22 protein-coding genes are annotated in these 25,694 nt (G+C 47.3%); 18 read left to right on the top strand and 4 right to left on the bottom strand.

Annotation, left to right across the window (positions count from 1 at the left end; translation table 11 throughout):
• The first annotated feature begins 30 nt into the window (after nt 1-30).
• From grpE to P771_RS0112740, 18 genes are all read left to right on the top strand, one after another.
• On the top strand, nt 31-612 hold the full coding sequence (grpE, locus tag P771_RS17610; protein ID WP_035244596.1) for a nucleotide exchange factor GrpE: 582 nt from the start codon (nt 31-33) through the stop codon (nt 610-612).
• Nucleotides 613-698: 86 nt separating this feature from the next.
• Nucleotides 699-2,618: a molecular chaperone DnaK gene (gene dnaK, locus P771_RS0112825; RefSeq protein ID WP_028575452.1), complete on the top strand. Its 1,920-nt coding sequence runs from the start codon at nt 699-701 to the stop codon at nt 2,616-2,618.
• 127 nt (nt 2,619-2,745) lie between these two features.
• Nucleotides 2,746-4,725, top strand: coding sequence for a type 1 periplasmic-binding domain-containing protein (locus P771_RS18460; RefSeq protein ID WP_051617334.1), 1,980 nt, complete (start codon nt 2,746-2,748; stop codon nt 4,723-4,725).
• Between the two features lie 29 nt (nt 4,726-4,754).
• Nucleotides 4,755-5,039 (top strand): Asp-tRNA(Asn)/Glu-tRNA(Gln) amidotransferase subunit GatC, encoded by a 285-nt coding sequence (gene gatC, locus P771_RS0112810; RefSeq protein WP_028575451.1) that lies wholly within the window; start codon nt 4,755-4,757, stop codon nt 5,037-5,039.
• 14 nt (nt 5,040-5,053) lie between these two features.
• Nucleotides 5,054-6,520, top strand: coding sequence for an Asp-tRNA(Asn)/Glu-tRNA(Gln) amidotransferase subunit GatA (gatA, locus tag P771_RS0112805; protein WP_028575450.1), 1,467 nt, complete (start codon nt 5,054-5,056; stop codon nt 6,518-6,520).
• 13 nt (nt 6,521-6,533) lie between these two features.
• Nucleotides 6,534-7,580: a tRNA 2-thiouridine(34) synthase MnmA gene (gene mnmA / locus P771_RS0112800; protein ID WP_028575449.1), complete on the top strand. Its 1,047-nt coding sequence runs from the start codon at nt 6,534-6,536 to the stop codon at nt 7,578-7,580.
• 82 nt (nt 7,581-7,662) lie between these two features.
• Entirely contained in the window at nt 7,663-8,931 is a 1,269-nt protein-coding gene (locus P771_RS0112795; RefSeq protein ID WP_028575448.1) for a MiaB/RimO family radical SAM methylthiotransferase, read from the top strand.
• Nucleotides 8,932-8,949: 18 nt separating this feature from the next.
• A complete protein-coding gene (locus tag P771_RS0112790; protein WP_028575447.1) occupies nt 8,950-9,483 on the top strand; it encodes a DUF4416 family protein in 534 nt (177 codons plus the stop codon).
• A gap of 51 nt (nt 9,484-9,534) precedes the next feature.
• On the top strand, nt 9,535-10,416 hold the full coding sequence (locus P771_RS0112785; RefSeq protein ID WP_028575446.1) for a YicC/YloC family endoribonuclease: 882 nt from the start codon (nt 9,535-9,537) through the stop codon (nt 10,414-10,416).
• A 1-nt stretch (nt 10,417) separates the two neighbouring features.
• Nucleotides 10,418-10,693 carry a DUF370 domain-containing protein gene (locus P771_RS0112780; protein ID WP_028575445.1) on the top strand — a complete coding sequence of 92 codons (276 nt, stop codon included), beginning with the start codon at nt 10,418-10,420 and terminating at the stop codon, nt 10,691-10,693.
• Nucleotides 10,686-11,312 (top strand): guanylate kinase, encoded by a 627-nt coding sequence (gene gmk, locus P771_RS0112775; protein WP_028575444.1) that lies wholly within the window; start codon nt 10,686-10,688, stop codon nt 11,310-11,312. The genes P771_RS0112780 and gmk overlap by 8 nt, the downstream gene beginning before the upstream one ends.
• Entirely contained in the window at nt 11,305-12,003 is a 699-nt protein-coding gene (pyrF, locus tag P771_RS0112770) for an orotidine-5'-phosphate decarboxylase (protein WP_028575443.1), read from the top strand. The genes gmk and pyrF overlap by 8 nt, the downstream gene beginning before the upstream one ends.
• An 89-nt stretch (nt 12,004-12,092) precedes the next feature.
• A complete protein-coding gene (locus tag P771_RS0112765; RefSeq protein ID WP_035244522.1) occupies nt 12,093-12,890 on the top strand; it encodes a tetratricopeptide repeat protein in 798 nt (265 codons plus the stop codon).
• Between the two features lie 76 nt (nt 12,891-12,966).
• Nucleotides 12,967-13,821: an HDOD domain-containing protein gene (locus P771_RS17600; RefSeq protein ID WP_051617333.1), complete on the top strand. Its 855-nt coding sequence runs from the start codon at nt 12,967-12,969 to the stop codon at nt 13,819-13,821.
• An 8-nt stretch (nt 13,822-13,829) separates the two neighbouring features.
• On the top strand, nt 13,830-15,554 hold the full coding sequence (gene recJ, locus P771_RS0112755; RefSeq protein ID WP_028575441.1) for a single-stranded-DNA-specific exonuclease RecJ: 1,725 nt from the start codon (nt 13,830-13,832) through the stop codon (nt 15,552-15,554).
• Between the two features lie 47 nt (nt 15,555-15,601).
• Nucleotides 15,602-16,474 (top strand): DUF6268 family outer membrane beta-barrel protein, encoded by an 873-nt coding sequence (locus tag P771_RS0112750; RefSeq protein WP_028575440.1) that lies wholly within the window; start codon nt 15,602-15,604, stop codon nt 16,472-16,474.
• Between the two features lie 9 nt (nt 16,475-16,483).
• Nucleotides 16,484-17,143 carry a TVP38/TMEM64 family protein gene (locus P771_RS0112745; RefSeq protein ID WP_244147331.1) on the top strand — a complete coding sequence of 220 codons (660 nt, stop codon included), beginning with the start codon at nt 16,484-16,486 and terminating at the stop codon, nt 17,141-17,143.
• A 12-nt stretch (nt 17,144-17,155) separates the two neighbouring features.
• Entirely contained in the window at nt 17,156-17,860 is a 705-nt protein-coding gene (locus P771_RS0112740; RefSeq protein WP_051617332.1) for a peptidoglycan DD-metalloendopeptidase family protein, read from the top strand.
• A 122-nt stretch (nt 17,861-17,982) separates the two neighbouring features.
• On the opposite strand, the gene P771_RS0112730 is transcribed toward P771_RS0112740, so the two are convergent.
• The 4 genes from P771_RS0112730 to P771_RS0112715 form a co-directional block, all read right to left on the bottom strand.
• On the bottom strand, nt 17,983-20,466 hold the full coding sequence (locus P771_RS0112730) for a radical SAM protein (protein ID WP_028575437.1): 2,484 nt from the start codon (nt 20,464-20,466) through the stop codon (nt 17,983-17,985).
• Nucleotides 20,467-20,679: 213 nt separating this feature from the next.
• Nucleotides 20,680-21,840 (bottom strand): ATP-binding protein, encoded by a 1,161-nt coding sequence (locus P771_RS0112725; RefSeq protein ID WP_028575436.1) that lies wholly within the window; start codon nt 21,838-21,840, stop codon nt 20,680-20,682.
• Between the two features lie 438 nt (nt 21,841-22,278).
• On the bottom strand, nt 22,279-24,402 hold the full coding sequence (locus P771_RS18455; protein WP_051617331.1) for a hybrid sensor histidine kinase/response regulator: 2,124 nt from the start codon (nt 24,400-24,402) through the stop codon (nt 22,279-22,281).
• Between the two features lie 3 nt (nt 24,403-24,405).
• On the bottom strand, nt 24,406-25,659 hold the full coding sequence (locus P771_RS0112715) for an HDOD domain-containing protein (protein ID WP_028575435.1): 1,254 nt from the start codon (nt 25,657-25,659) through the stop codon (nt 24,406-24,408).
• Between the last annotated feature and the right edge of the window lie 35 nt (nt 25,660-25,694).

The following is a 25,694-nucleotide window of genomic DNA, read 5'->3' as shown; positions in this document are numbered from 1 at the left end:
AAAAATATTGTGTCAGGGAGGTTGAAATACATGGCCCAGGATAGGGACAAACTGGAAAAGGAAGAACTTGAAAGTAAGGATAATGGCAGAGACTCAGATGATGAAAAGACTGAATCAGAAATTTCATTAGATGATCTCCAAACCCTGTGCGAAGAGCATATTTGTCCTCAATGCGAACTTCTGGCTGAACAAAAAGACAAAACCCTCAGAGCTCTGGCTGATTCAGAAAATTATAAAAAGCGCCTGACCAGAGAAAAAGAGGAGTTCTGCAAGTTTGCAGTATCATCATTTGTTGAGGAAATCCTTCCTGTACTGGACAATCTGGAGCTGGCTCTTGAGCACGGGCAGAAAAACCCCGCCTGTAAAGATCTGGTTCAGGGCGTTGAGATGACCATGTCCATGTTCAGACAGATCCTGGAAAAGAACAACCTGGTCCAGGTGGGTCAAATCGGTGAGGAATTCAACCCCGGCCTGCACGAAGCTCTGGCTCAGGAAGAACGCAGCGACATGGAAAACGGCCTGATCTGCCAGGTAATGCAGAAAGGGTACGTCCTGAATGATCGCCTAATCAGACCAGCCAAGGTCATGGTCAGTAAAAAATGTCCTCAATAAAAGTGCCGTTACAGTCTTTACATCTTTTTTTTGATAATTATGAAACCTATCAGTTACTTTGATAAATTCTAAGGAGGCTTTCAAATATGGGAAAAATAATCGGAATCGACCTGGGAACTACTAACAGCTGTGTCTATGTAATGGAGGGCAAGGAAGCCAAGTGCATTTCCAACCCTGAAGGCGGAAGAACCACACCTTCCATAGTTGCTTTTACCGACAAGGAACGCCTGGTTGGCGAGATTGCCAAAAGGCAGGCTGTGACCAACTCGGAAAAAACCATTTTTGCCTTTAAAAGGCTCATGGGACGTAAATTCAATGAATCAGTCCTGTCAAACTGGGTTAAAAGCTGCCCGTACAAAATAGTCGAAGGAACCGCAGGTGATGCACATATCCAGGTGGGAGACAAAAAGTACAGTCCTCCGGAAATATCAGCAATGCTTTTACAGAAACTGAAAAGTGACGCTGAAGCATACCTGGGTGAAAAAGTCACTGAAGCCGTAATCACTGTTCCGGCCTATTTCAATGACAGCCAGCGTCAGGCCACCAAAGACGCAGGCAAGATTGCCGGTCTTGAAGTCAAACGGATCATCAACGAGCCCACAGCCGCTTCCCTGGCTTACGGAGCTGACAAAAAGGCCAACGAGAAAATAGCTGTCTTTGATCTTGGCGGCGGAACCTTTGACATATCTATCCTGGAAGTCGGCGACAACCTGGTAGAAGTCAGGTCCACCAACGGTGATACCTTCCTTGGCGGTGAAGACTTTGATCACCGGGTGATCGACTACCTGGTCAGCGAATTCAAAAAAGAAAACGGAATAGATCTGTCCCAGGACAAGATGGCCCTGCAGCGCCTCAAGGAAGCAGCTGAAAAGGCTAAAAAAGAATTGTCCACCACCATGGAAACCGACATCAACCTGCCCTTCATCACTGCTGACCAGAATGGTCCCAAGCACATGAACATCAAGCTTTCCAGAGGCAAGCTGGAAAAACTGGTGGAAGACCTTGTGGAAAGAACTATCGAACCCTGCAAAAAAGCCCTTTCCGATGCCGGACTCAAGGCTTCCGAGGTCGACCAGGTACTTTTGGTAGGCGGCATGACCAGGATGCCCCTGGTTCAAAAGAAAGTGGCTGACTTTTTTGGCAAGGAGCCTAACAAAAGCGTCAACCCTGATGAAGTCGTGGCCATGGGAGCAGCAATTCAGGGCGGAATCTTCACCGGAGACGTCAAAGATGTTCTTTTGCTGGATGTCACGCCTCTGTCACTGGGCATTGAAACCATGGGTGGTGTATTTACCAAGCTCATCGACAGAAACACCACCATACCCACCCGCAAAAGCCAGATATTCACAACTGCTGCTGATAATCAGCCTTCTGTGTCCATTCATGTGCAGCAGGGCGAAAGACCCATGGCCGGGGACAATATGACCCTGGGGCGCTTTGAACTGGCCGGAATTCCTCCGGCTCCAAGGGGGGTTCCCCAGATTGAGGTCACCTTTGACATTGATGCCAATGGCCTGGTCAATGTTTCAGCCAAGGATACCGGAACCGGCAAAGAACAGTCCATCAGAATTACTGCATCCAGCGGACTTTCTGAGGAAGAAATCAACAAGCTGGTCAAGGAAGCTGAATCCCATGCTGAAGAAGACAAAAAGAAGCAGAAATTAATTGAAGCCAGAAACCATGCCGATACCCTGATTTACACTACTGAAAAATCCCTTCGTGACCTGGGCGACAACGTTGATGCTGAACTCAAGGCCGACATAGAATCCAAGATTGAGGCCCTGAAAAAGGTCATGGATGGAGACGATGAAGAGGCCATCCGCAAGGCCACTGATGAGCTGTCTCAAGCCTCGCACAAGCTGGCTGAAAAGCTCTACTCCCAGAAAACTCAGGAAGGTCAGCCCGGAGCCCAGGACCAGGCTGGAGATCAACCCGGCCCTGAATCCGGACCAAAACAGTCCGGTGACGACGATGTGGTGGATGCCGATTACACTGAAGTCAAATAATGTCTTGACAGTCCATTGATACCGTTTCTATTCTGGCCCGGCTCAAAATCTGAGCCGGGCCTTTTGTTTTTCCAGTCTTTCTTTGGAAAACCTTTCAATCCAATTAGTTCCGGAGAATTCCAGCATAATGCATTTAATCAGAATATGTTCCATTTTACTCTGTTTTTTCATGGTGCTGGCCTGTGCCGAAAAAAGAGTTATCCCAGAGCCAGTGAGCCCTGAAGCCCAAATCCTGAAAGAGGCAGGCATGTTCTGGGACCGCAAAAATTATCGTCAAAGCCAGAACCTGTACCAGACCCTCTCTCAAAAACCCGGATTGACCCAGGATCAGCAAACTTTAATCTGGCAGCGTCTGGGTATCAGTGCCTTCTACAACAAAGATTTTGAAACCGCACACCAGGCTCTTGAAAAATGGGAGCTTCTTGATCCCAGAGCTGCTCAGTCCTGGCAGTGGCATGAATATTATTCGATCTCCTTAAAAAAAGCTGTAGGCGAAAATGAGTTCCATCAATACCTGGAAAAATTAAGCCGAGATCAGGACCGCCCATTTGAAATCAGGGCAAATGCCGCTTTATCCTTGGCCTTTTACCATTTTGAGCAGGAAAGATTCCCTGAGTCCATGTCAGTTATGGAAAGGATATTTACTGACGCTGACACGCGACCCCAAAAAATCAGACTGGAAAATAAGCTTCAGGACTACCTGTCAGACCTGCCCCTGCAAAGCCTGGAAAAGGCCCTGCCCTTTGTGGATCATGAAAGGCAGAACCAGTTTCCTCAAAACATATTTTTCTGGACTCTTTATTCCGGGCAGTTGAAAAAAGATTCTTCTCTATGGGACTCTTTGTGGCCTAAACTGAGTACCCTGAGCCGAAATGGCGGCTTTATTGACCCTGACCCTTTTGTCACTCAGGTGGAGAAATGGCTGGATGAATTCGGCATGCCCATACCTGAAATAGTCCTGCTTCTGCCTTTAAGCGGACAATTTTCATCTGCAGGCTGGAAAATCATGCGCGGAGCAGGAGCAGCCCACTGGGAACTGCTTCTGGACGGGGTTAGAGTCAATGTCAAGACCTTGAACACTGATCAGGATGGATGGATTAACGAATTAAAAAAACTGGATACCGTTTCCGTTGTGGGAGGACCTGTATCAAGGTCTGACTGGGAAAAAATAGTTGATTCCGGGCTGAACAAAAAAAAGGTCTTCTTCTCTTTTCTGCCCTCCATTGACGAGGAAGGGTCTGCTGGGTGGAGGTTTTTTTCCAGCCCGGCTGACCAGGTCCGGTCCATGCTGGAGCAGACAGTAAGCTATCTTGGTTTTACCGACTTTGGTGTATTCTACCCAGAAGATGATTTTGGCCGGGCCTACGCCCAGGTGTTCTGGGAAGAGGCGGCCAGGATAGGAGCCCGGATAAGCGGACTTCAAAGTTACCCGCCAGATCAGCCAGCCAGATGGAACGATATTGTAGCCTCGTTTCTCAAGGTCAAGGACAAAGATGATCCTACCAAGAATCCTCCCCCTGACTTTCAGGCTGTATTCATTCCGGACAGCCTGTCCAGGGTTAAGGGCATGGTCCCCCAATTCTTTTATTTTGATCAGAACCAGCTGCTGTTCATGGGCCCGATGCTCTGGTCCCAGGCTTTTTCTCCCCAGGACTTTGAGCAGCAGTATTTTTCCCTGTCCATGACTCCAGGAGCCTGGTGGGATGATAATCCCTCATCAAGGGTGGACAATTTAAAACAGGGCCTGGCTGACACTTTGCAAGGTGAACCTGATTTCTGGGTCGCCCTGGGATATGACTTTGTCAGATTTGCTTCCCAGCTTGGCACCCTCCCTTCTCCATCCAGGCACAGGCAGGTCAATCAGAAATTAAGCCAGATCAATTTCAACGACTGGAGCATGGCCCCCATCTCATGGGACGGTCAGGGCAAGGCCCGTCAGGACCTTTATCTGTTTCAGATGACCAGAAGGGGACTGGAACAGGCCGACCTTGACTATTTTTACTCTCTGATTGAGCTTAGGAAAGCCAGAAAGGCCCAGTGGCTGGAGATGCTCAGGGATGGAGGGCAAAAAGAAAAAGTCAATCCTGAACACTCCCTGCAGCAATAACAAACCAACTCATCCGGAGCAGATGCAAGATGGAAATCACACAGAAACAGGTGGCCAAGATCGCCGCCCTGGCAAGACTGGATCTTGATGAGCAGAGTCTTGAGAAATTCGCTCACCAGTTCAGCGAGATCATTGCTTACATGGATAAAATGAACACTCTGGACACCAGTGGGGTTGATCCACTTTACTCTCCCTCTGAAAACACCTCTGTCCTCAGGGAGGACTCTGTTCAAAAGGAGTACCAGCGGGAGGACCTTCTGGCCAATGCCCCTGCCAAGGACGAAAAGTTCTTTATTGTACCCAAGATTTTATAATTATCAGAACCAAGATGGAAAACATGCTTGAAAAAAAACTTGTTGAACTCCGCAATCTTCTTCATAAAGGCGAGCTGACATGCCTGGAAGTAGTCCAGGCCTGTCTGGAAAGGATAAAAGTTACCGAACCTGAAATTAACGCCATGCTGAGCTTTAATGAAGAAAAATCACTGGAAGAAGCCGGCAGGATGGATGATCTGGGACCTGATCCCCAAAAGCCGCTATGGGGGGTCCCCATAACCATAAAGGACGTTATCTGCACCAAAGATTTTCCTACGACCTGCGGCTCAAAAATACTTGAGAACTACCGGCCATGCTATGAAGCAACCCTAGTGGAAAAGCTGCGTGATGCTGGAGCAATCATAATAGGCAAAAACAACATGGATGAATTCGCCATGGGATCGTCCACAGAAAACTCCGCCTTTAAAACCACCAGAAATCCATGGAACCTGGAACGGGTTCCAGGCGGTTCCAGCGGGGGATCAGCTGCTGGAGTAGCTGCCAGACAATGTTTTGCCTCCATTGGAACCGACACTGGAGGGTCAATACGCCAGCCGGCTTCATTTTGCGGGATCACCGGACTTAAACCCACCTACGGCAGGGTTTCACGGTTCGGTCTTGTGGCCTACGGATCATCCCTTGACCAGGCTGGCCCCATGACCAGAAGCGTTGCCGATGCTGCCCTCATGACCCAGGTCATCTCAGGTTATGATCCCAGGGATTCAACTTCTGCTTCTTTGCCTGTCCCTGATTTCTCAGCTGAACTTGCAAGGCGAAGTGATCTGAAAAATGTGCGTGTGGGGCTGCCCAGGGAGCACTGGGAAGAAGGCCTTGCACCAGAAGTCCTGGAAGTATGTCAGGAGGCAGTTCAGGCTGCCCGCTCTGCCGGAGCCACCATCGTGGACATAGATCTGCCCCACTCCGATTACGGCATTGCAGCCTACTATATCATTGCCATGGCTGAAGCATCATCCAATTTAGCCAGATATGACGGGGTAAAATATGGAGTCAGGGAGGCAGGCAGGGATCTTTTGGAAATGTACTGCCAAACCAGGTCCAAAGCCCTTGGAGAAGAAGTACAAAGAAGAATAATGATCGGGACCTATGTCCTGTCTGCCGGATATTACGACGCCTACTACAAAAAAGCTGCCCAGATCCGACGGCTCATTCTCCAGGATTACCAGAAGGCTTTTGATAAATGTGAGGTCATCTTTTCACCTGTTGTTCCCACAACTGCCTTTAAAATAGGTGAAAATATTGATGATCCTTTACAAATGTACCTGACGGATATCTTCACCACTTCCCAGAACCTGGCAGGACTTCCCGGCTTGACCATTCCGGCTGGACTGGGCAGACCTAGCAACATGCCTGTCGGCATCCAGATTATTGGTCCGGCTTTTGAAGAAGGACTCATCCTGCAGACAGGAAACATCCTGGAAAAAATCCTTCCGGAACTGGGACGGCCTGCTGGTTTGGCCTGAGAAACAATTACCCATGAAAACAGCTGTAGCCCTGAGCGGGGGGACAGACAGCCTGGCATCCCTTATGCTGCTGATGCAAAAAGGGTATGAACTCATACCGTTTCATGCCAGGTTCTTTCCTCCAAGTGAGACTGGAAAAAAAATTGAAGAAGACCTTGCCCGGATATGTTCAGCTTTTAAGCTAAACCTGCACATTCTGGACCTGGTCCAGGACTTTGACCGACTGGTGGTCAGACCTTTTGTTCTAGACTACCTTAATGGGCTTACTCCTAATCCTTGTGCCCGGTGCAACAGGCAGATCAAGTTCGGCCTCATTCTGGAACAGGTGACCCTGCTTGGAGCTGATACCCTGGCCACTGGTCACTATGCCGGGGTAAGACCAGGACCCAAAGGTCCCTCTCTTTGGAGAGGCTTGGACCATACCAAGGATCAAAGCTATTTTTTGTCTTTAGTGCCAAACCATGTCTTTGCCCGGGTAATTTTTCCCCTGCATGGCACAACCAAAAGCAATGCCTATGAAATCCTGAAAAAGAACAGGGTTACTACTCCGGTCAAAGCTGAAAGTAATGAAATCTGCTTTATAGATGATGACTACAGGACCTTTATCTCTTCAAGAATTGCCCGCCATGAAGGCGGCTCTTCAGGACCAATAAAAGACACTCAGGGGGTTATTCTTGGCTGGCATCAGGGACTGTGGAGGTATACCCAGGGGCAGAGAAGAGGGCTTGGAATTGCTTATGATCATCCATTATATGTCATCCAAAAAGACGTGAAAACCAACACCCTGATAGTGGGTTCATCCCATGAGCTGAAAACTGACCGTTGTTCTGCCGGTAAGTTAAACCTGCTTTGCCCGGCTGATGAGTGGCCAGATCAAACCTATGTCCAGACAAGATATCGCCAGCAGCCTGTGGAGGCTCAAGTTACCATGTCCGGCCAAAGACTGGACATAGTCTACAAGAATTCAGCCGAGATACCAGCCCCCGGCCAGATAGCTGCAGTGTACTCTGGTCAGGGCAGAGTCCTGGCTGCTGGAATAATATCCAGCCCTGATCAGTAAAATTTAACTGCAAGTAGAAAATAAACAATTGGCAATCCTTAACCATACCATAAAAAATTTTAATTCCAACCATCTGAAGGATATGCGCTTTAATATCATAACCATGGGCTGCAAGGTCAACCAGTATGAGTCCCAGGCCATTTCCGAATCCCTTCAAAAACTGGGTTACATTCAGGAAAAAAACCCTGCCCTGGCATCAACGGTTATTGTCAACAGCTGTGCAGTAACCGCAAGGGCTGTTCGTGACCTTAAAAAAACATGCAGACAGGTTGGCCGGGATTGTCCTGAAGCAAGGCTGATAATCACCGGCTGTGCAGCCCAGGTGTTTGAGCAGGAATTAACCATGCTCGATGAAGTACACCTGGTTGTGCCTCAAAAAAACAAAAGAAGGCTTCTTCAGGGTCTGGAGCAGCTTGGATTTCAAAATGACCAGGCAGATGACTACCTTATCTCAGACTACTACAGGGCCAGGGCTGTTGTTAAGGTTCAGGACGGATGCACCCACAACTGCAGCTTCTGCATAGTGCCTGAAACCAGGGGCAACTCGGTCAGCAGGCCTTTTCAGATCATTCTGAATGAGATCAGCCGGCTTCTAATTAAGGGCATTACAGAAATCAGTCTTTGCGGCATTAACCTGCGCCTTTATGGTCAAGATCTTCCCCATAAACCTGACTTCTGGGATCTCATATCATATCTGGAGGAAAATCTGCAGCCTGACTGGGGCCATAAAGCCAGGTTCAGAATCAGTTCTCTTGACCCGTCCCAGCTTAACCAAAAGGCTTTGGAGGTGCTGGAAAGTTCCCGCATGATCTGCCCTCATCTGCATATCTCTGTACAAAGCGGCAGCCCTATTATCCTTGAAAAAATGAACCGGTCCCACTACTCGCCGGAAACTATCCTGGAATTTTCTGATAATCTTTCCAGGGTCTGGCATCTTTTCTCCATGGGGGCAGATATTCTGGTAGGATTCCCGGATGAAAGCCCAGCCGATCATGACCTGACCAGACGTCTTATCTCCAGGCTGCCTCTGAGCTATGCCCATATCTTTCCTTTTTCACCCAGGCCAGCTACACCTGCGGCCAGATTTTCAAACCAGATCAATCAAGAAACCAAAAAAAACAGAGCCTGGGATCTAAATCAGATTATCAGGGCTAAAAGAAAAGCTTTCATGAACAGGCTGCTTGAACAAAAATCCCTGGACATTGTCATGGAAGACAATTTCAAAGGTATGTCAGAGTATTATATGGAGTGCAGAGTCAACAATCTTGCCCCCGGACTAAGTCCCAGGCAAAGGATCAAAGCTCTGCCCCTGGAGATCAGAGATGATTTCTTGCTGGTCAAACAAATCTAGAGTAACCAACCAGAAGCCATGAGCATTCCGACCATTCCCAAGCCAGGTAAACCCTTTCTCTCGATATTAAGCTCCAAATGGGAACTTTTCTGGCCAGCTCTTCAGAAGAAACTCGAAGAACATCTAGGTCCTGCAGATTACCTCACAGACCCCTTTTGCTTTACTGAAACATCCTACTATGATGATGAACTGGGTCTTCCCATCTCAAGAAGGATCCTGAGCTTTGACAGGCTCTGCCAACTGGATTCCCTGGTTTGGACCAAGCTTTTCACCAACACCCTGGAACAGGAACATACCCTGAAGGGCAAAAGAATATTCAACCTAGACCCGGGGATCTTGAGCATGGAAAGGCTGGTTCTGGCCACGGGAAAAAACTTCACCCACCGGATTTATCTTGGCCAGGGAATCTGGGCTGATCTTACCCTGATTTTTACCAAAGGTGACTGGCAGGATTTGCCCTGGACCTTTCCAGACTACAAATCAGAAAAAATTAAAACTCATTTAAGGACTATCAGAAACAGGTATCACCAACAACTTTCACTTTTAACTTGAAAACATAGTTATGCACCAGACTTCAAATTGCGGATAAGGGGAGTTATTTTTATGAGCAAAAGCATGACCGGATATGGCTCAGAAACTATTTCCAGGGATGGGTGGTCAATTTCCTGGGAAATCAAAAGCGTGAACAGCAGGTTTTTGGATCTGAAGTGGAGAATCCCCCCTGCTCTTTACTTTTTACAGGGAAAATGGGAAAAAATCATCAGGGAAAATGCCTCCAGAGGCAGGGTGGACATCAATTTAAACCTGCAGATACTTGATCCTGATATTTTGGGTATCAGTCTTGACCGGACCATGGCTATGGCCATGATCAAACAGCTTGAAGAGCTTGCCGGTGACATGAGCCGTGACTTTGAGCCTGATTTGAACATGCTCATTAGAAACACTTCCCTGTGGAGGGAAAACAAGGGTGGTATCTCAGATGAACTGGAAAAAGATCTGGCTGACTGTCTTAAAGCAGCCCTGGACTCCTGGAATAAGACCAGACAAAGTGAAGGAGCCTTGCTGATCAAAGATATCCTGGACAGAATCAAAAGCCTTGAAATCATGGCCAAAGAACTGGGAGAACTGGCCAAGGACAATGCACCCAGCCGATTCAAGGACCTAAGGCTCAAGCTGGAAAGAATCATGGAAGAAATGGCTGTTGAAATTGATGAAAACAGACTTCTCCAGGAGTTGATCATTATGGCAGACCGGCTTGACGTATCTGAAGAAATGACCCGGCTTGAAGCTCATTTAGGAGCCATGGAGGATCTTCTGGCCATACCTGGACAGATTGGCCGGAAACTAGATTTCATCTTGCAGGAGACCTTCAGGGAAATTAACACCTGTGCCAACAAATGTCAGAATACGGATATGATCAGAATCACTGTGGGCTTCAAGGCTGAACTTGAAAAATGCCGGGAGCAGGCCCAGAACCTGGAGTAGGATGAATATGCCGTCAGACAGACTGAAACTTTTGAATATCGGATTTGGCAATTCAGTTGTCAGCACCAGGGTGGTGGCCATTGTAAATCCATCATCCTCACCCATGCGCCGCCTGCGGGAGGATGCCAGGGTCCAGAATATGCTCATTGATGCAACCCAGGGAAGGAAAACCAGATCCTTGATAATCACCGACTCCAACCATGTAATTCTATCAGCCATCCAGCCGGAAACCATTTCCCAGCGTCTGGAAAACATTGAGGTGGGCAGTCATGCGTAAAGGCATGCTTTTAACCATAAGCGCTCCATCAGGAACCGGGAAAAGCACCCTCATCAATATGCTGATGGAAAAGCATCCGGAATTCTCTTTTTCCGTATCATACACCACCAGATCTCCGCGACAGGGAGAGGTTGAAGGAAAGGACTATTTCTTCACCCAGCGTGAAAAATTTTTATCCCTGAAAGACCAGGGGTTTTTTGCTGAATGGGCTGAGGTCCACGGCAACTTTTACGGCACACCCAGGCAAAAGGTCCTGGACGCTTTGGAAAGCGGCCAGAGTCTGATTTTTGATATAGATGTCCAGGGTGCTTCCCAGCTTAAAAAAAACCTGAACACTGGTCTTTTTCTATTCATCTTTCCCCCTTCTTTAAAAGTACTTGAGAAAAGGCTGGTTAACCGTGGGACCGATGACCTTGAAACCATAAAAAAACGAATCCACAATGCAAAGCAGGAGATCTCCCTGAGTCACATGTTCGACTTCTGGCTGATCAACGACGATCTGGGCCAGGCTTTTGCCCAGCTTGAAGCACTGGTGTCGGCAGAAAAGATGAGACCTGTGTATAAGCCTGACCTGCCTAAAACGGTCCTTAACAACACCTGGAGTCAGGATCATGAGTAAAGTTATTGTAGCCCTTGATTTTGACTCTCAAGCTAAAGCACTGGATTTTGCAGAAAAAATCAGGCAAGAAACAGACTGGGTCAAGGTTGGGCTGGAACTTTTCATCAGCTCGGGTCCTGAAGTAATAGCAAAGCTTAAAAAAAATGGTTTTAATATTTTTCTGGATCTGAAACTTTTTGATATTCCAAATACAGTTGCCGGTGCAGTGCATAGATGCATGGCCCTTGGAGCTGACATGCTCACTCTGCACACCCTGGGTGGTGAGCAAATGATTCGCAGAGCTGTTGAAGCCAGGGATCAATTTAGTCCCAGGAGTCAGCAAAGGACCATGCTTTTAGGAGTCACCCTATTAACCAGCCTGAGCAAAGATGACCTTCCCTGGCCTGATCCAAGGGAGTCTGCCTTGATAGCCAGGGATCTGGCTGAAAAGGCCTTTGACTGGGGAATGGACGGATGCATCTGCTCAGGACTTGAAGCCGGCATAATCAGGGGTTTTTCCGGTGACGCCTTCACTCTGGTCACTCCCGGGATTAGAAACCAGCCTGCTGCTGATGACCAGAAGAGGACGGTCACTCCGAAACAGGCCTTTAAGGCTGGAGCTGACTATCTGGTGGTGGGGCGTCCCATAACAGGGGCTTCAAATCCGGTCCAGGCTCTCAAGGACATCAAGCAAAATCTTACTGGGAGCTGATTGGTGGATCAGGGCAGCTAGACCTTCTAAAGACCATTTTCCAGCAGAAAGGCAAGCCAGTTTGTTATATTTTTAGGGAGGAAGCGTTTATGTCATCCAGGGAATCCGACATCATTTCTGACTTAAAGGACGAGAAGTCCAGAATTCAGGGGGTATTTTCCTCCCAGAGTCTGGTTAAAGTCGGAACCGGCTCTACCCAGAAAAAAACCATTCAGAAGACCTACTGGTTTGTCAAAGAGCTTGACGACGATCAAGTGGAGATTCAGCCACTTAACATCAATTACGTTCCATCCGGCCCCAAGAGTCAGATTCCCAAAGACGAACTCCTGGAAAAATTTTCACCAGAACCTGAATTCTACACTTATACCGTATACCCCAAGATGCGGGAACTGAATAAGACAGTTGCCAGGGCAGACCGGCACAGGCAAAAGGGTGAAAGTTACAGTGCAGAATATGAGTACAGCAATGCCTTAAAAGTGGATGAAGAAAACATTCGAGCCAATTTTGGGCTCGGCCTCACCTACCTGGAGCGCGGAGATAAGGATAAAGCCAACAACATATTTGAAAGACTGGTCAAGCTTGATGCGGCCTTTGAAAAAGAGCATAAGCACCTGTTCAATGATTTCGGCATAAACCTCCGGAAGCAGGAGATGTACGAGCAAGCCCTGAAGTATTATTCAAGAGCACTTGAGTTGGTGGAAAACGATGAAAATCTTTACTACAATGTGGCCAGGGCCAGCTTTGCCTTTAAAAAGTACGATCAGTGCTTTGAACATTTGAAAAAAGCCTTAGAGATCAATCCTGAGTTTGAGGAGGCTAAAAAATTCATCATCTATCTGACTAAAAACAAACTTGTTTCAAACAAAAGCCTCAACGCAAAGGGTTAATCCGCCATCAGCCCGGCATGGCTGGTGAGTACCTTTCATCTTGACAATATGTAAAACATCATCAGGGACACGAACCATGGAGCATGAAAAAGCCCAGTTTTTTTTGCGCAAACTTTCCGGAATCAAAAATGATCTTCCGGTATCAGCGCAGTTTTTGGGTGACTTGTTCAGGCAGACTTCCCCTGATTCAATCTCCAGCCTGGATGAAATCGCCAGAACCATCTCCAGGGACCAGGGTCTGACTGCAAAAGTCCTGTCCAGAGCCAATTCTGCATATTACGGATTTCAGGCCCAGATATCCTCCATTTCAAGAGCTGCCAACCTGCTGGGATTTTTTGAAGTAAGAAAAATCATCCTGGCTGTTTCTCTGTCTGATCTAGGGGCCAAAGTGGACAAAACTGTTTTCAATCTGAGCCGATACTGGGAACACCAGTGTTTTGTCGCATCCTTGGCTGAAGAAATCGGCATTATGTGTGGACGCAATGACTCGGCTGACCTCTTTACCATGGGCATTCTTCATGATCTGGGCAAGCTCATGGTTGTACTTTATGCCTCAAAGGACTGGCTGGAAATAGTAAAGCTGGCCCACATGGAAGATATATCCCTGAACCAGGCTGAAGATAAATTCTGGGGCATGGACCATGCTCTTATCGGGGCTATGGTTCTCAGACAATGGAATTTCCCGGAATCCATAACCGAGGTTGTCAACTGGCATCACAACCCTGACATGTGTGATCCAAAATATTTACAACAAGCTGAGATCATCAATCTGGCTGATTTTATCAGCCGAAACCTTGAAGAGAATACCTTTTCCAGAGTGACCAGGTCTTTTTCCAAACTTGGACTGGACATGGACAAAACCCTTTCAACCGCCAAGACCATGTTGACCGGTCCTGAACTCATGGAACTCAAAAGCCTCTTTTCCAACTGACCATCCATATGAACCCCGTTACTGATCAGAATATGCCAGCCTGGCGCCTCAGGGAGCCTGAACCTCCGACTGAATCTATCAGATCCCTGGCCAGGGATCTAGAGATATCCCCTATTCTTTGCAGACTGTTGTATCAGCGGGGCATGACCACATACGATGACATGCACTTCTTCTTGAGCCCTGGCCTGCGCTACCTTGGATCTCTTGAGGACTGGGAAGGCCTTTCCCAGGGAGCAGAGATTATTGCTTCATCCATAGATAAAAACGAAAAAATTGCGGTATGGGGTGATTACGACGTTGACGGTATTACATCCGTGGCTTTGATCAAAGACTTTTTTGCCCAGCGGGGCCTGAGTATCCTGGCTGTTCTTCCACATAGGCTAGAAGACGGATATGGCCTTAATTGCAGAGAAATTGAAACCCTGGCCCGGGAAGGAGTCAAAACCCTCATCACAGTTGATTGTGGCATCTCCAACTTTAAAGAGGTGAAAAGAGCCAGGGAGCTTGGCATCAAAGTTGTTCTAACTGATCATCACCAGCCCGGCGAGATCCTGCCCCAGGCTTGCGCCATCATCAATCCAAGACTTGTATCCTGCCCTCATTCGGAACTGTCCGGAGTGGGAACCGCTTTTTTTCTCATGGCTGCCTTGAACAGAATACTTCCAGGACAGAAAACCGATATCCGCCGCTTCCTTGACCTGGTTGCCCTGGGAACCATTGCCGATCTTGTCCGGCTGGACCGGACCAACAGAATACTGGTCAAAAACGGCCTTTTACTTCTAAACCAGGCTGAAAGGCCAGGGATATTTGCCCTCAAAGAGGCAAGCGGGATAAATGGAAATGACGGCATCGGAGCCGGTGAGGTTGGATTCGGTCTGGGACCAAGGATTAATGCTGCAGGAAGGCTTGATGACCCGGTTATCGCCCTGGAACTTCTGCTGACCAAGGATCTGTCTCTGGCTAGAAAGCTTGCTTCCAGGCTGAACAAGCTCAATGATCAGAGAAGAAAAACTGAAGAAGAAATACTTGCCCAGGCAAGGGACATGGCCGAATCCATGTCTGAATACAGAGGACTGGTGCTTTTCAACCCTGACTGGCATCCCGGAGTGATTGGTATTGTTGCTTCAAGGATTGTTGATGAGTTTCACCGTCCATGTTTTGTCTTGACCAAAGAAGATGGAATGATAAAAGGTTCAGGCCGAAGCATTGGAGAGTTCAACTTGTATGAAAACCTGTGTTCTTTAAGCCGGATACTGGAACGCTTTGGAGGGCACAGCCAGGCTGCAGGGCTTTCTCTTGTTCCAGAGCGCCTTGATGATTTCAGGGAAAAATTCAATGATCAGGTCATCAGCTCCATAGGACCAGAACCCATAGCCAGGGAAATAGTTCTGGATGCAGGCCTTGATTTTGACCAGCTTTCTCCTGAACTCATCTCTGAACTGGAACTTCTTCAGCCTTTTGGACCTGGAAACCCCCGGCCGGTGTTCCTGTCTTCTGAACTTCTGGTTCAGGACCAGGTCTTGTTTGGGAACGACAAGCATGTCAGATTCAGCTTCAAGGAAGAGAAATCAGGGATTATCCTCAAGGGACAATTCTGGAGACAAGGCAAAAAATGGGCAAAAACCTCCATAACAGGCAAAAAGGCGATCCTGGCCTATACTCCTGCTGTTAACACCTATCGTGGAGTTACCAGCATCCGCCTCAACATCAAGGAAATACTTTCTGTCAGATAGCCTTCCGCCTGTCTAATCCAAACCACTTCCAACACCGGACAATCAATATGAAAAACATCACTAAAATTCTTATCTGCAGTGTAATTGTCACAATCTTTTTCAGCACAGGCCTGGCCCAGGGCGAAACCTTGAGAGACATCTCCATAACCACCAGCCTGGATCACAGATTCAAGACCGAGATAAAAAATTCCGATGCCAAGGTTTCTTCGACCAGGTATGGCCTTGAGGGTACATTCTCCCACTTTACCCTTGCCTATGATTACATTGATTATTCCTGGGACAAAGCCGGGCAGTCCGGGTTGACCTCTAACAGGAAAAAACCATGGGACCAGCTGCACTTCATATCTCTTGGTGCAAATAAATATTTCATATTAAACCAGGATTGGAGCCTTAATCTGGGCGGCGGGATCAGCAGTGCATTTGAAAAAGAAATGTCTGATTCTTTCGGAGCCAGGGCATTTTTTTTCCTGGTAAGATCATTTGAGCATGGATGGTCAGCCGGTCTGGGACTGGCTGGTTCTTACCATCCGGTCAAGAGCTCGGTCTTTCCAGGCTTTGTCCTGGGATACGCTCCCACTGGAACCCAAGGGTTCTCGGCCAGGGTGGGTTTTCCTGAAACCGGAATCAGGTATGGCTTCAACAGGAATCTGGCCCTTGATGCCAAGGTTGGGTATACATCTGGAATATTCAGACTTGAAAATAACAGCCCTGTGGAAAGAAAAGGCTACTTCAGGGAGCAGGCAGTTAAAACAGGGGTAAGTCTTGAAATCAGTCCAACTGAATCACTTTTTATTACCCTTGGCCCTTACCTGCTTTTGGAAAGACAATGGCGGATTTACGATAAAAGTAAAAACCGTGTTTCAAGGCAAAGACTTGACAGTGGAGCTGGAGCCGAAATTGCCCTGCTTTGGAGATTCTAGATCTTGATCATGAAGGCAAATGTCAAGCTCATTGCCCTTGCTGCTGTACTGGGCGCAGGCATTTATGCCCAGCACGCAGGCCTCTTGGACCTGTCCCACCGGCTGGACCAGCTGGAGAATCTGGCTGAATCATGGTGGGCTCCTTTGGTGGCTGTCATTGCCCAGATCATCCTGTACATGTTTGCATTTCCAGGATCTGTACTGATGTGGACCATTGGGGTGCTCTATCCTCCATGGGCAGCCGCAGGCCTGGTAGTGGCCGGAGGAGTACTGGGAAGTCTGTCTGCTTACTTTTTTGCAGTCCGCATGTCTTATTCATGGAACAAGAAACTGGTGGACTCCAAGATCTACGGGCTGATCCGCAACAATTCAGGATTCCTGCAGCTTTGTGCCTTGCGCTGTCTGCCTGGTTTTCCCCATTCATTCATCAACTACAGTGCCGGGATTCTGAGGATCAGGCTTGTGCCTTTCATCATCAGCACGTCCATCGGCTTTGCTGTCAAAGGTTTCATCTATTGCTCAGCCATATACGCAGCCTTCCATCTGGAGGAAGGGGAACCCGCAGTTTCTTTTTCAAACCTCTGGCCCTTGATGGTTTTGGTTCTTTTTTCCCTGCTGGGGATATTGATTCAGAAAAAATACTTCAGTGGCCATGACAAACATAAGTAACCGTCATTTACTATGAAAAATCTGGAAAATCTGCTCACAAAGGCAAACAGTGCCAACATTTTGCCCTGGGATCTAAATCAGGAAAAAATCATCTTCTTTGATTTCACAGCTGACAATCCGGAACTGAAAAATATCGACGTTGCAGACCCGGACAGCTTCACAAAATATATTTTTACAAAGCTTTCCAATGCCGGCGCCCGGATCGGCATTGGAAGGTATAATGAAAACAGGACAATTTATGATAAAAGCCCTGTATTTGCCGCATTAGAGGACCACAGCCAGAGGCGCACTCTGCATATAGGCCTGGATTTGTGGGTTGCTGCCGGGACCCCTGTCCTGGCTCCTTTGGATGGAGTGGTGCATAGTTTCCAGGACAACAATGCTTTTGGCGACTACGGGCCAACCATCATTCTTGAGCACAGCCTGGAAAAGAGAACCTTTTTCACCTTGTATGGACACCTGAGCCGAAAGAGCCTGGAAATCCTCAGCAAGGGTCAGGCAATTACTGCAGGTCAGCAGATTGCTGCTGTGGGGGAAAGGCATGAAAATGGCAGCTGGCCGCCTCATCTTCACTTTGAAATCATTAAGGACCTTGAAGGACGAGCAGGGGATTTTCCTGGTGTGTGCACTTTAAAAGACAGGGACAAGTTTCTGGAACATTGCCCGGACCCCAACCTGCTCTTGAAAATCAAAGGTCTAAAAAGACCTGAGCCATGAACATGGTTTTAATCACCAAAGCCTTAGATGCCCCTGAAATAGACTGCAACGCATCCATACTGCAGTCCTTTGCCATATGATCAGACAGGTCTCGGATTCAGGCTGTCTTTGCCCCTGTGGTCTTACCTGCTGCCAGCAAGAAAAAAATCTTTATTGCTTTTAACTACCAGCCCTCTGACTGGAACAACAGGATGCCCTTCTTCCTGGCTGATCCCTTCTGGCCAGACAAAACCCGGGGCCAGTTTTTGATAATAGTCAAGGGTATAGGGCAGAAGCTTCATCCAGACTTGCTCATCCCCTTTCCCGGAGCCGTAATCTCCAATCCTGACCACTTTGGCGGTAAAATTGAAATCAGCATCACCCAGGGGTGTCTTGACAGCGTAAAGAGGAACCTCCCGGCCACTCTGGTAACGCCTCAAATGGGTGGCAATGTGGATGACCGAAGAGGCATCAATGGGCCGGCTGGCATTCCACCTGTCCTGAACAGGCATTCCAGCAATATAAAGAAGCATAAGCTCTATCCCGACCTGTCGACATCTGTAGCAGATCCTTTTCATCTCTTCCGGGTTATCGTTGATCCCGGAAAGTAAAAGGATATTGTTGTAAACCGTGACTCCCCTGGCAATAAACTCCCTGATCAGGTCTCCGTGCAGCTCGGTCAGTTCGCTTGAATGAATAAACTGGGTTTCCAGCTCCACCCGGGTAGGATTGGCCGGGTTCAGATTATTCAGGTTGCAGATGGTATCCAGTACTTCAGGAGTATAAAGCTCGGGTGAATAGGCAAAGGTCAGGCTTCGGATGCGCATCGCCTTGACATGAGGGACGGTCTGCAACTCTCTGGAAAACATTCCCAGCATTTCAATGGAGTTTAAGATGCTCTCCTTGGCGGTCAGGACAACATCGCTGATACTATTATCCTTTGCTATATATTCTATGGAATCATGAAAATCCTCCAACGCCTCAATATCCATCTCCACTGTAGTCAGATGGGTCCGTTTCAGGGCCTTTACCCCTGTATCTACGATGGAATAAGCCAGACGCTGGTCCTTCCTGATCTCCTGCTGGAGGGTACTTAAATTGGCCTCGCTGAAGGGTTCAGGTTCAACAGGCTGCTCTGTGAGTCCTCCAAGATAAAGGGTATGATCCCCTATTTCAGCCATGAAAGCCGAGTCCAGAGTCCCTCCCCTGTTTGCCCTGGAGTCCTGAAGCTCAAACTGGGGAGCAAACTCCTTGAAATACTCCTCGGTATAAGGCGTTCTTATCCAGATTTTACCTGGATGCTCAGTGCAGGGCTCAACAGCCCAACCACTGGTATTCCAGTCGATCTTGCCAATTTTTGTGGCAGTACAGATGATAGGAATAGCCCGATCAGAAAGGTATGCCCGCATGTAGGCGGCAGCCTTATGTCCGGATGAGATGGGAGCCCAGTAAATCCTGTTGCCCTGAATAGGGCTGCACGGGATGTATACGTAATGAATTTCTGACCCAACACTGCGCAACTCGTTGTACAGGCTGGTCAGTTCCCGGCCGGAATCATTGCAGTCTTTCAAAAACGGAGTCTGGGTGTACACTCCCACGCCCTCACTGACCAGTTTGGAAATAATGTCCAGGCTATAATGAGATATTTCATCCGGATGAATGAAGTGGGTTGCAATTTCAATTCGCTTTTTGTCGGCCTGCAAGGCCCTGTTCTTCTCAATGAGATAGTTGAGCCAGAATGAATCATGGGCGTAAAAAAGCTGCGGATAATAAGAAATGCATCTGGAAGCGATCCTGATGGTCTGGATGTGGGGAATCTGCTCCAAACCTTCTATGGCACAGGTCAAGGTCTCCATGTTCAGCAAGGGCTCACCACCGGTCAGGACAATCTCCTTTATCCTGGGGGATTTTTTAATGTGCTCCAATGCTTCCAAAACATCTTCTATCTTGGGGGTGGGCAAATTGCGGCAGTCCTTGTGCTTGCGGAAACAGAACCGGCAATAGACCGGGCAGCTCATGTGCAGGACAAATATAGGCCGGTTCTGGTACATCTGCTCCAGAAGACCCTTGTGGAACTGACCAACCCAGGTATTCTTCAGCCCTGACTCATCAAGCTCCTGAACAAAGGGCATGAACTGATAAGCCACGTTCCTGGACAGCCTTGACTGCCTGATCACATGCTTGGACAGCCGCACCGGATACTTGTCCATAACCTTTTGCAGATCCTGACGCTGATCATCTGGAACCCGGATATTGGTCAATTGCTCGTAAGTATCAACATCCTTAATTGCCGAGAGATTATCCCCGGGAATAATTACTTCCAGAATGGGCAGAAGAAGTCTGGAAGGGAGTTCAATACCGCCCACAACAACCCTGGTTTCGGTTTCGTGGTTGGCTGGCTCAAGCTGGGAGATGACCTCTTTGAAAAAACCGTATTCGTCCTTGCCTGTAGCTTCAAGAAGAGCGGCAAACTTGTTGTCCCCCTGGATAAACTGGGAAAACTCTTCTCCCAGAAAGGCCGGATCACCGTACATATCCAGAAAACCCAGCACGGCATTTTTCAGTTCATCAATAAATACCTCAATTTCTTCCTGAGAATGAGTGAAGCGGACCTGGATTTCCTGCATGAGACCTTCCTTAAGGCTTGATTCCCGGCTTTTCTTAAAGGGGCTGTTCTGGTGGACTTACACTTGCCTCACAAATCAAACGCCGTCCGGAATATATTATTTCGGACGGCGTCGTTTTTATGGAACAACAAAAGTGCAAAAGTCAACTAAAATCGACCAGATGCCTGATTGGCCACAGAAGCCTCAATTCCTGGATGAGTTAATGCTGAATCGTCATTCATGAAGGATATCATGGACCTTGGCTGCCAGATCTGAGAGCATGTACGGTTTGCCGATATACCCAGTTGCTCCTGACCTCACGGATTCCCTTGAATGTCCATTAGACAAATACCCGCTGGCAATCAGCACTTTTGCCTGAGAATCCATACTTAGAAGCTTTTCAAGACATGCATGCCCGCCCATACCCGGCATGTTCAAATCAAGAACAACCATGTCTATTGACTGCCCGGAACTGCTATAAAGTTCAAGGGCCTGCTCGCCGCTTTCAGCAGTAATGACCTTATAGCCCAGGTAAGCAAGGGAATCCCTGGTCAACTCCCTTATATCTGCTTCATCGTCCACCACCAAGATAGTCTTGGACGGTTTTCCTTGCTTAAGTTCAGGTTTTAGCTTCTTACAATCCGCCTGAACAGTTGCCTCAGGCAGTGCAGGCCAGTAGATTTCAAAACACGTCCCTATCCCGGGTTCACTGCTACAGGTTATGTGGCCATGGTGAGCCTTTACGATCCCATAAACACAGGCCAATCCCAACCCGATCTTTTTACTGCCTTTTTTGGTCGAAAAAAAAGGATCATAAAGATGATCCAGGCTTTCCTTGTCCATTCCGCATCCAGTATCTGAAACACTCATGGACACATATGATCCAGGCTCAAGATTAGGGAATTCATTGCTATCAAGGGTAATATTTTTAGTCGTTAAACTCAGCTGGCCCTTGCCGTTCATGGCTTCCACAGCGTTGGAAACCAAGTTCATGACTACCTGATCAACATAGACCGGATCGGCCTTGATTGGCCAGGTCCCATTGTCCAGTGCGAGTTCAATATCCAATTTCCCGGATACACTGTCCTCCAGGTTGTCAACACTTTTTTTTATTAACTCAACGAGGTTTGTTGGTTTTCTGTGAACTGCGACCCGTCCGCTGAATAAAAGCAGTTGCCTGATCAAAAGGGAGGCCCGGTCAATAGATTTTTCCACAACCTGCAGTCTTTTTTTGTCTGAACAATCATCAGCCATTTTCAGACAGACCAGCTCCACGTTCCCAAGCATGGATTGAAGAAGGTTGTTGAAGTCATGAGCTACACCTCCGGCCAGAATGCCTAATGATTCCATTATCCTGGCCTGAAAAACCTGTCTTTGAAATTCTTCATCACTCATAACTAAAACCCCTTGCCTGAGTAATTTTGACCGTTCCGTTACGGCATTATCTAAGACTATTCTTAAAGATTCATATTGTCAGCTTGACACATTTTGTAAAGTCAACTCTATGTAAACCTTTCCCATTTTTGTAAACCTTTTTGTCAACTTTCAGTTAAAAAGGAACCAAGCTGTTCTTTCCCTATGAAAAAGATAGCCTTCATTGTCAGCAGCTATAAAACCTAGGAAGTCTCAGGGCAGTCCCTTAAAATGCCTGGTCTTGTCCTGAAGCTGGCCGAATATAACTTATCGAAATGACAATCTAACTACGCTTAAATAATAGTAACAATTAAATGTTTTATTAAAAATATATTGTTCAACATAAAAATTTGTTACTAATCATGCTGATTAAACGGGGGTAAGCGATCTCATTTGTGCTATCGGATCTTTGAAAAAATACTATTGAGTGTCCAGAACGTTCCGAACTTTGAGCACCAAATCTGAAATCTGATATGGTTTGCCAATAAAACCGGCAGCTCCAGATTGCAGTGCTTCCTTGGCCTGACCCTTGGAAGAGTACCCACTGGAAATAAGAACTTTAGCATTTGAATTAACCTTTAAAATTTCCTCCAAGCACTTATGCCCACCCATTCCAGGCATATTCAGGTCCAGGATGATCAGATGGATGTCCTCAAATTTTTGAGAGTAAATTTTCAGGGCTTCTTCGCCACTGGATGCTGTAAAGACTGAATATCCCATCATCTGCAGGGCCTCTTTGGTCAACTCCCTGATATCTTCTTCATCATCAACGACCAGTACGGATTCATCCCCTTTCTGCAAGGATATATCTTCTTTGCTGTCAGCCACATCAAGAATTGCTCCAGACACGGCTGGCCAGTAAATCTTGAATATACTACCCTGGCCAGGCTCGCTGTAACAGGATATATGCCCATTATGAGCTTTAACAGATCCATAGACAGAAGCCAGTCCCAGCCCTGTGCCTTTTCCTGTTTCCTTGGTGGTATAAAAAGGATCAAAAATGTGCTTCATGATCTCTTTGTCCATGCCAAGTCCGGTGTCGGTAACAGTTAACAGCACATATTCTCCAACTTCGGTTTTCATATACTTCTTTACAAAGTCTGAATCCAGGATGATGTTCCGGGTCTCAATCAGGAGCTTTCCACCATCAGGCATGGCATGACCGGCATTTATCCCAAGGTTCAGCAAGACCTGTTCGATCTGGACTGGGTCCGCATTAACAGGCCACAATTCTTTGTCCAGATGAAGCTCAATCTCCACCATCTTTGGAATGGTTCTTTCAAGTATCATTACAGCGGACTCAATTTCCTGATTCAGGTCAACAAAAACTCTTTGGGCCTCTGCCTTGCGGCTGAAGACTAGAAGCTGGCGTATCATCTGTGATGCCCGGTCAATCGAGCTGGAAATCTTTACCAAACGATGTACATCTGCATGATTTTCATCCTTCTCTCCTAATAAAAGCTGAACATTGCCACTCATGGCCTGAAGCAGATTATTGAAATCGTGAGCCACGCCTCCGGCCAATGTTCCGACAGATTCCATTTTCTGAGAATGCAGAAGTTGTCTTTGAAGTTCTTCTCTGTCTTTTTCCGCCTTCTTCTTATCTGTAATATCAACCAGGAACCCATCGTGGTAAACAACCGGGCCGCCCTGATGCTCCCTGACCTCCCTCATATTCAACAAGGCCCAGAACGGCCTGCCACTTCGACGTCTAAGACGGACTTCCCGGTTTTGTACAAGACCCTGCGAATTAAGCTGTTCCAAATGTGATTCCCTATCCTGACGATTCAGATACAGTTGATCCCCGATGTCTAATGATTCTTTCAACATTTGATCAGACGAGTCAAAACCTGCAATTTCTGCGCAGGCCGGGTTGACCTTTAAGAACTTTCCTTCTGGAGACGTCCAGAAGATTCCCACAGGGGAATTCTCAAAAACATTCTGGTAGAGCCGTTCAGTATGTCTGGCATATTTTTCCAGTTCCTGGTTCATCTCCCTCATCCGGTCATATGCCTCAATCCGGCCCAGGGCTGAGGCACTGGATAACAGGACAATGGATATCAGATAAAAGCTGGTATCTGAAATCTGCATCTTGTCCTGATCAAGAATACCGACAAACATCCCCCTGATCCTTGATGGAGAGGCCATGGATCCCAAAATAAGACTGCCACTCTGGCCGGTGCAAGACAATATCACCGGCCTGCTCCGATTAAGGACCCAGGCAAAAGTATGGTCTTCAATAAGTCTGTCGATCTCCTGATTCAGGACAGAGCTATCCTCTGCAGGGTTGCAATAGGCCTGATAAAATGAGTTGTCCTGGCTGGAAACCAGGTAGAAAGACACTGCCTTAAGCTTGATCAGGGTATTGAGTCTGACTGCAGTTTCCTTAAGAATATAGTCTGCATCCATTGAAGACCCTGGGTTCTTGTCAAACCTCCCCAGATTGGCAGCCATCTCCAAGGCATCAACACCTTTTCTTCTCTCTTCTCGAAGATACTGTATTTCCTGCTCCAGTCGGCTGATGATCTTGTCTTTTTCATCCATAAATTACTCCCTGCCTAAAAAGATATGGACGACGTCCTGAATTTGTCTTTCAGCCCGCTGAACTAATGGGTAAAGATCACTGGTCTCAATTCCTATGCCCTGCCATACTTTTTCCTCCAAATCCGGGAAGACACCCTCTCGATTATCTTCAGCTCTAGAAGCAACAGCCAGGAGGTTGGCCAGATTAACCACCCCTGCATCCAGCTGATTTCTTGCCTTAAGGGGTTCATGGTGAAAACGAACCATCTGTTCCAGGACTATGGGAAGTTTCCACTTGTTGCAAAGCAGTCCACCAACTTTTGCATGATCAAATCCAATTACATCCTGCTCGGCCAGATACAGAGGAATATTTTTGTTTCTTGAATACAGGAGGGCTTCCAGACACATCTCAGGCATCTTTTTAATCATTACCAGCCGCCCAAGATCATGCAGAAGTCCAGCAATAAAAAAACGCTCTTCATTTATGCTTTCAGTATATGACGAAATAAGTCCTGAGTATAAGCCGCAACTTATGCTGTGCTTCCAGAACAGCTCCATATCCATGATACTATTGGGAATCCCTTTAAAATTTTTGACAACTGAAATTCCTGCAGCCAGTGAAGTCAGTTCCTTTGTTCCCAGAATAGCTACTGCCCGGCTGACCGAATCTATCTTGGCCGGAAAACTGTAAAAGGCGCTATTAACCAGTTTAAGCAGCCTAGCCGTCAGGCTGCTGTCCTTGTTGATCAGTTCAGCTAAATGGACGGCCGAACTAAAAGGAGACTCCATGATTTCAATCAGCTTGTAAAAAATATCTGGCAGGGAAATCAGATCGATCTGGTCATCAACCAGATCGCGGGGAGAAATCCTGCCACCTGGGCTGGAGTAAGAGGTGGTATGATCCATTTTAAAAAAATCAGGCAAGGAATCGGGAAAAATTTCTCCTGAGGCAAACCTCCTGGCCATACTTTCAATGGCGATGCGGACAATTTCTTTCACAGCCGGATGATTCAGGTTGCAGTAGGACAAGAATGGCTTGATGAATTCTTCACTTTGTCTGATGTATTCAGGACCGATCATGGACATCCTGGCATCATCCATATCTTCTTGTTTCAGCCCAGCTATATCGGCCCGGCTGATACCCCATGCTTTACAGGTCCTGATCAAATCACTTTCAAAGACGGCCCCCTTTGCAAGGATCAGTCGGCCATGTGGGGTCAGCAAATCAGAAGCCAGAGTCATTCCCGACTTAATATCATCGATATTTATAAATCCCATAGCATCATCTCCACGGCCTGGGCTTGATAGCATAA

It is taken from the genome of Desulfonatronovibrio hydrogenovorans DSM 9292, from assembly GCF_000686525.1.
Classification (GTDB): domain Bacteria; phylum Desulfobacterota; class Desulfovibrionia; order Desulfovibrionales; family Desulfonatronovibrionaceae; genus Desulfonatronovibrio; species Desulfonatronovibrio hydrogenovorans.
Note: the sequence above shows the minus strand (reverse complement) of the source record. Positions and strands in the feature narration are given on the sequence as shown.